Here is a 6,256-nt window from a genome sequence, read left to right on the forward strand (position 1 = left end):
GCGGGCGGGTACCGGCGGTGCGGACGCTGTCGAGCGCGACGGTCGCCAGGTCGCAGGGCGCGCCGGGCGCCAGCCGTCCGCCGTCGGGGCGGCCGAGGGCGGCGTGCCCGTGGCGGGTCGCCGCGGTGAGCAGCTCGTGGGCGGTCCAGTGCCCGCGGCGGCCGGTGCGCAGGCGTTCGTCGAGCTCGACGGCGCGGGCCTCCTCCAGCAGGTCGATCACGGCGTGGCTGTCGCTGCCGAGCGAGATCGGGCTGCCCGCGTCCCGGAGGGCGACGGCGGGCCCGATGCCGTCGGCGAGGTCGCGTTCGGTGGTGGGGCACATGCAGACGCCGGTGGAGGTGGTGCCGAGGAGGGCGATGTCGGCAGCGGTGAGGTGGGTGGCGTGGACGGCGGTGGTGGCCGGGCCGAGGAGGCCGTGGTCGGCGAGCAGCCGGGCCGGGGTCCGGCCGTGGTGGGAGAGGCAGTCCGCGTTCTCGGCGGGCTGCTCGGAGAGGTGGACGTGGAGGGGCGCGCCCCGCTCGCGCGCCCAGTCGCCGACGACGGACAGCTGGTCTGCGGGGACGGCGCGCACGGAGTGCACGGCGGCGCCGATGACGGTGTCCGCGCCGAGGTCGAGCGCGTCGACCCGCCGGGCCCAGGCGAGGGCGTCACCGTCGCTGAACCGGGTCTGCGTCGGGCCGGGCGGGGCGCCGAACCCCGCGGAGAGGTAGCAGGTGTCGAGCAGGGTGAGGCGGATACCGGCGGCGTCGGCCGCGGCGGCGAGGGCGGCGCCCATGGAGTTGGGGTCCTGGTGACGGACGCCGCCGGGCGTGTGGTGCAGGTAGTGGAACTCCCCGACGGCAGTGATGCCGGCGAGCGCCATCTCGGCGTAGACGGCCCGTGCGAGCTCGTAGTAGCTCTCGGGGGTGAGGCGGTCGGCGACGGCGTACATCGTCTCGCGCCAGGTCCAGAAGCTCCCGGTGGCCGCCGCGTCGCCACCCGGCGCGCCGGTGCGGCCGGGCATGGCCTGGGAGGTGCCGCGCAGGGCCCGGTGGAAGGCGTGGCTGTGGGCGTTGGCGAGGCCGGGGAGGGTGAGGCCGTGCAGCGGGACCGCCCCGGGTGGTGGTTCGGTCACGCCGGGGGTGACGGTGTCGATCCGTCCGTCGGCGTCGGCGGTCACGAGGACGGCAGGCCGTACCTCGTGGTCGATCCAGGCGTGTTCGGCCCAGTAGGTCTGCGGGGTCAGCGACATGCCAGTCCCTCCAGCACCTCGGTGAGTGCGGTGACCCCGGCCGTGCAGTCGTCCTCGTCGGCGCTCTCGGCGGGCGAGTGGGAGACGCCGGTCGGGTTCCTCACATACATCATCGCGCTGGGGAGCTCGGAGGACAGGATTCCGGCGTCGTGTCCCGCTCCGGTGGGCAGGACGGGCACCGCGTCGGGCCGGTCGCCGCCGAGGAGGCCGGCGAGCCGGTCGCGCAGCGCGTTGTCGAACTCCACGACGGGGGTGAAGGACTCGCGGGTGACCTCGACCCGGACGCCGTCACGGCCGCCGCGTTCCTCGGCGGCGGCCCGGATCTCGGCGACGACGCGGTCCAGGGTCTCCTGGTCGGCGGCGCGGGAGTCGAGCCAGCCCCGGACGAGCGAGGGGATCGCGTTGACGCCGTTGGGTTCGACTCCGACCTTGCCGAAGGTGGCCAGCGCCCCGGCGAGGCGCGCCTTCTTGCGGGCGGCGAGGACGGTGTTGGCGTAGGTCAGCATCGGGTCGTGGCGGTCGGCCAGCCGGGTGGTGCCGGCGTGGTTGGCCTCGCCGTGGAAGTCGAAACGCCAGCGGCCGTGGGGCCAGATGGCGGAGGCGACGCCGACGGCGTGGTCGGTGTCGGCGAGCGCCCGGCCCTGCTCGACGTGGAGCTCGACGAAGGCGCCGATGCGGGCGAGGCGTTCGGGGTCGGGGCCGATGCCGGCGGGGTCGTGGCCGGCGCGTTCCATAGCGGTGGCGAGGGTGACGCCGTCGGCGTCGGTGAGGCGGTGCGCGTCCTCGGGGGCGAGCCGTCCGGCGCTGAGACGGGAGCCGACGCAGGCGAGGCCGAAGCGGGCGCCCTCCTCGTCGCCGAAGTTCACCACCGCGACCGGCCGGGTGGGGCGGGCGCCGCGGGCGAGGAGGCCGTCGACGGCAGCGAAGGCGGAAACCACGCCCAGGGGCCCGTCGAAGGCACCGCCGTCGGGGACGGAGTCCAGGTGGGAGCCGGTGACGACGGCGTCGTTCCCGTTCGGGTCACCGAGCCAGGCCCACTGGTTGCCGTTGCGGTCCGTCTCGTAGTGCAGCCCGCGGTCCTCGGCCTGGGCGCGGAACCAGGCGCGGCAGTCGGCGTCGGCGCCGGACCAGGCGTAGCGGCGGTAGCCGCCGGAGGCGGTGTCGCGGCCGACCGGGAGCAGGTCGCGCCACATCTCGTGGAAGCCGGCGGGGCTCATCGGCCGGCCTCCCCGGCGGGGGCGCCGGTCGCGTCCGGGGTGTCGCCCTCCCGCATGGGGATGCGGACGCCCTCCCGTCGGGCGGTCTCCTCCGCCTCGGGGTAGCCGGCGTCGACGTGGCGGATGACGCCGGTGCCCGGGTCGTTGGTGAGGACGCGGCGGATCTTCTCGCCCGCCAGCGGGGTCCCGTCGGCGACCGTGACCTGTCCCGCGTGCAGCGAGCGGCCCATGCCGACGCCGCCGCCGTGGTGGATCGAGACCCACGAGGCGCCGGAGGCGACGTTGACCATGGCGTTGAGGAGCGGCCAGTCGGCGATGGCGTCGGAGCCGTCGGCCATCGCCTCGGTCTCGCGGTACGGGGAGGCGACGGAGCCGGTGTCGAGGTGGTCGCGGCCGATGGCGAGGGGGGCGCTGATCTCGCCGGAGGCGACCATGTCGTTGAACCGCTCCCCGGCCCGGTCGCGCTCGCCCTGGCCGAGCCAGCAGATCCGGGCGGGCAGCCCCTGGAACGTGACGCGCTCCCCCGCCAGCCGGATCCAGCGCGCCAGCTGCTCGTTCTCGGGGAACAGGTCCAGTACGGCCCGGTCGGTGGCCGCGATGTCGGCGGGGTCGCCGCTGAGGGCGGCCCACCGGAAGGGGCCCTTGCCCTCGCAGAACAGCGGGCGGATGTAGGCGGGGACGAAGCCGGGGAAGTCGAAGGCCCGGCCGTACCCGGCGAGCCGGGCCTCGCCGCGGATCGAGTTGCCGTAGTCGAAGACCTCGGCCCCGGCGTCCTGGAAGCCGACCATGGCCTCGACGTGGCGGGCCATGGACTCCCGGGCCCGCTGGGTGAAGTCGGCGGGCTTCTCGGCGGCGTAGGTCGCCATCTCCTCGAAGGCCACTCCGGTCGGCAGGTAGGCCAGCGGGTCGTGGGCGCTGGTCTGGTCGGTGACGATGTCGATGGGCGCGCCGTCGGCGAGCAGCCGGGGCAGCAGCTCGGCGGCGTTGCCGAGGACGCCGATGGAGAGCGGTTCGCGCTTGTCGCGGGCGTCGGTGGCCAGGCGCAGCGCGTGCTGGAGGGAGTCGGCGCGGACGTCGAGGTAGCGGTGCTCGATGCGGCGGTCGATGGCGCGCGGGTCGCAGTCGATGCAGAGCGCGACGCCGCCGTTCATGGTGACGGCGAGCGGCTGGGCGCCGCCCATGCCGCCGAGCCCGGCGGTGAGGGTGATGGTCCCGGCCAGCGAACCGTCGCCGCCGCGGGTCTCGGCGAGTTTGGCGCCGACGGCGGCGAAGGTCTCGTAGGTGCCCTGGAGGATGCCCTGGGTGCCGATGTAGATCCAGGAACCGGCGGTCATCTGGCCGTACATGGTGAGGCCGAGGTGCTCCAGGCGGCGGAACTCCTCCCAGTTGGCCCAGTCGCCGACGAGGTTGGAGTTGGCGAGCAGCACGCGCGGCGCCCACTCGTGGGTGGTGAGGACGCCGACGGGGCGGCCCGACTGGACGAGCATCGTCTCGTCCTGCTTGAGGGTGCGCAGGGTGCGGACCATGGCGTCGAAGGACGGCCAGTCGCGCGCGGCGCGGCCGGTGCCGCCGTAGACGACGAGCTGGTCGGGGTGTTCGGCGACCTCGGGGTCGAGGTTGTTCTGGAGCATCCGCAGCGCGGCTTCCTGCTGCCATCCGAGGGTGGTGAGCTGGTTGCCGCGCGGGGCGCGTACGGGTCGGGGTCCTGACATGGCCGCTGCCTCCCGGGTGCCGGTCCGGGCCGGGGGCGCGGGGTTCGTCCGGTGGCCCGGGCGGGTGCCGCGGCCGTGGGGCTCGGGCCGATGACGGTGCCTGACGAGTAGTATTCACTCACTCTACGGACTGAATATCTTCAGTCAACAACGTCTGCGCAACTCCCGTCGCTCGCACCGTCGGGCGGGCTCCGGCCCTACGGAGGTGAGGCCGGAGCTGAGGCCCCGCCCGCGGCAGGCCCCCTCACTCCAGGAAGAGCCCGCGCTCGGCCGCTCGGGCGTCGAACCGCTCCAGGCGCGCCTGGGCCTGCGGCAGCGCGTCGCACATCGTCTCCAGCAGCACCCGGCCGAGCATCATCGGTGCGCAGGCGGTGTCGAAGGTGAGCGCCCGCCCGACGGCGGCGGGCAGCAGCAGGTCCCCGGAGTTCACCACCGGGACGAACGCGCCGTCCGCGACGATCACCACGCCGAGCCCCGCGGTGCGCGCCACGTCGAGCGCCTCGGCGACCTCGGCCGGGTAGCGGGGCAGCGCGAAGCAGAGCAGCTCCGTCGCCCCCGCGGCGACGGCGGCGTCCAGCCGGTCGGCGAGCATGGTGCCGCCCTCGTCGAGGACCCGGACGTCGGGGTGGACCTTGGCGGCGAAGTAGGAGAAGCCCCGCGCCTGGGCAGCCGCCGCCCGCAGCCCGAGGACGGGGAGCGGGCGGGAGGCGGCGAGACGGCGGCCCGCCTCGACCACGGGTCCGGGGTCCGCGAGCAGGTCGGCGAGCTGGCGCAGCTTGGCGATCTCCGCGTGCACGGCCTGCTGGTGGGCGTTGAGCGGTGGCGCCGGTGCCGTGCCATCGGGCGCGTCCGCGACGTCTTCCGCCGCCGCGCCGGGGTCCGCGGCGACGCCGTCGGCGGGCGTGCGCAGCGTCTCGCGGAGCTTCCGCCGCAGCGCGGGGTAACCGTCGAAGCCGAGCGCCACCGCGAACCGGGTGACGGAGGGCTGGCTGACGCCCGCCAGTTCGGCCAGCTCGACGCTGGACAGGAACGCCGCCTCGTTCCCCTGCCGCACCATGCAGTGCGCGATCCGCCGTTGAGTCGGGGTCAGCCGGTGCCCCTCGAAGAGGGCCAGCAGCCGCATACTCGCCGTATCCACCTGCATAAGTCTATGCAGCGCCGGCGGGGAGCGCGCCTCCGGTGGCCCAGGCGGCCGGCAACGTCCAGGTGTGACCGCCCCGCCGGGCGGAGCAGGTCGGAGCCGGACGGAGCCGGACGGAGCCGGACGGAGCAGGTCGGAGCCGGACGGAGCCGGACGGAGCCGGACGGAGCAGGTCGGAGCAGGTCGGAGCAGATCGGAGACGTGAGTGCCGCGCGGTGCCGACCGTCTCGGCCGTCACGCCGCCTCGGCACCGGCCGGTCCGGCGGCGGTGTCGGCCTCGGCGTCCGGGACGACGACGACCGGGCAGCGCGCCCGGTGCAGCACCGACCGCGCCACACTGCCCAGGTGCGGACCCGACCGGCCGGTGACCTCCCGGCCGGCGCCGACCACCAGCAGAGTGGCACCCTCCGCCGCCGTGAGCAGCGCGTGGGAGCTGTTGCCCTCCTCCGTGTGGCGTCGCACGGTGAGACCGGGGTGGGCCGCGGACACCGGTGCGAGGGCGGTGTCGAGCGCCCGGTCCGCGCGGTCCCGGTAGACCAGCCGCCACTCCGCCGCGTCGACCGGCACGTCCCCGACTCCGAGCGGCGGTGACTGCCACGCCGCGACGGCGCGCAGTACGCATCCCCGGCGGACGGCCGCCTCGGCGGCGAACCGCGCGGCGGCGGCGTGATCACGCTCACCGACGCCCAGCACCACCTCGGGGGCCCGGTCGGGTTCCCGGGCGACCGGTCCGCCCGCGGTCTCCGGGACGACGACGACCGGGCAGTCCGCCCGGCTGGCGACGGCCAGCCCGACGGAGCCCCGCAGCATGTCGGCAAGGACGCCGTGGTTCCCGCCGGTGCCCACCACGAGCAGCGCGGCGTGCGACGCCGCGTGCGGCAGCGCGTCGCCGGGGTCCTCCCGCAGGGTGGTCGCGCGCACCGGGAGGCCCGGGGCCACCTGGCCGGCGCGGGCG

General features: G+C 75.7%; 5 protein-coding genes. All 5 read right to left on the bottom strand.

What is annotated here, in order from left to right; all coding sequences use genetic code 11:
- On the bottom strand, positions 1–1,231 hold a 1,231-nt coding region (locus HCJ92_RS21060; RefSeq protein WP_167935192.1), incomplete at its 3' end, for a formimidoylglutamate deiminase.
- Positions 1,222–2,448, bottom strand: coding sequence for an allantoate amidohydrolase (locus HCJ92_RS21065; protein WP_167935193.1), 1,227 nt, complete (start codon positions 2,446–2,448; stop codon positions 1,222–1,224). The genes HCJ92_RS21060 and HCJ92_RS21065, both read right to left, overlap by 10 nt.
- Positions 2,445–4,160 carry a urocanate hydratase gene (gene hutU, locus HCJ92_RS21070; RefSeq protein WP_167935194.1) on the bottom strand — a complete coding sequence of 572 codons (1,716 nt, stop codon included), beginning with the start codon at positions 4,158–4,160 and terminating at the stop codon, positions 2,445–2,447. The genes HCJ92_RS21065 and hutU overlap by 4 nt, the downstream gene beginning before the upstream one ends.
- A gap of 244 nt (positions 4,161–4,404) precedes the next feature.
- On the bottom strand, positions 4,405–5,304 hold the full coding sequence (locus tag HCJ92_RS21075) for a MurR/RpiR family transcriptional regulator (RefSeq protein ID WP_167935195.1): 900 nt from the start codon (positions 5,302–5,304) through the stop codon (positions 4,405–4,407).
- A 231-nt stretch (positions 5,305–5,535) separates the two neighbouring features.
- On the bottom strand, positions 5,536–6,256 hold a 721-nt coding region (locus HCJ92_RS21080; RefSeq protein ID WP_167935196.1), incomplete at its 5' end, for a universal stress protein.

This window comes from Streptomyces spiramenti (assembly GCF_012034385.1).
Classification (GTDB): Bacteria; Actinomycetota; Actinomycetes; order Streptomycetales; family Streptomycetaceae; genus Streptomyces; species Streptomyces spiramenti.

Excerpts from the sequence above, each read along its gene's own strand:
- hutU (WP_167935194.1), bottom strand. The coding sequence starts at position 4,160 with ATGTCAGGACCCCGACCCGTACGCGCCCCGCGCGGCAACCAGCTCACC.
- HCJ92_RS21065 (WP_167935193.1), bottom strand. The coding sequence starts at position 2,448 with ATGAGCCCCGCCGGCTTCCACGAGATGTGGCGCGACCTGCTCCCGGTC.
- HCJ92_RS21075 (WP_167935195.1), bottom strand. The coding sequence starts at position 5,304 with ATGCAGGTGGATACGGCGAGTATGCGGCTGCTGGCCCTCTTCGAGGGG.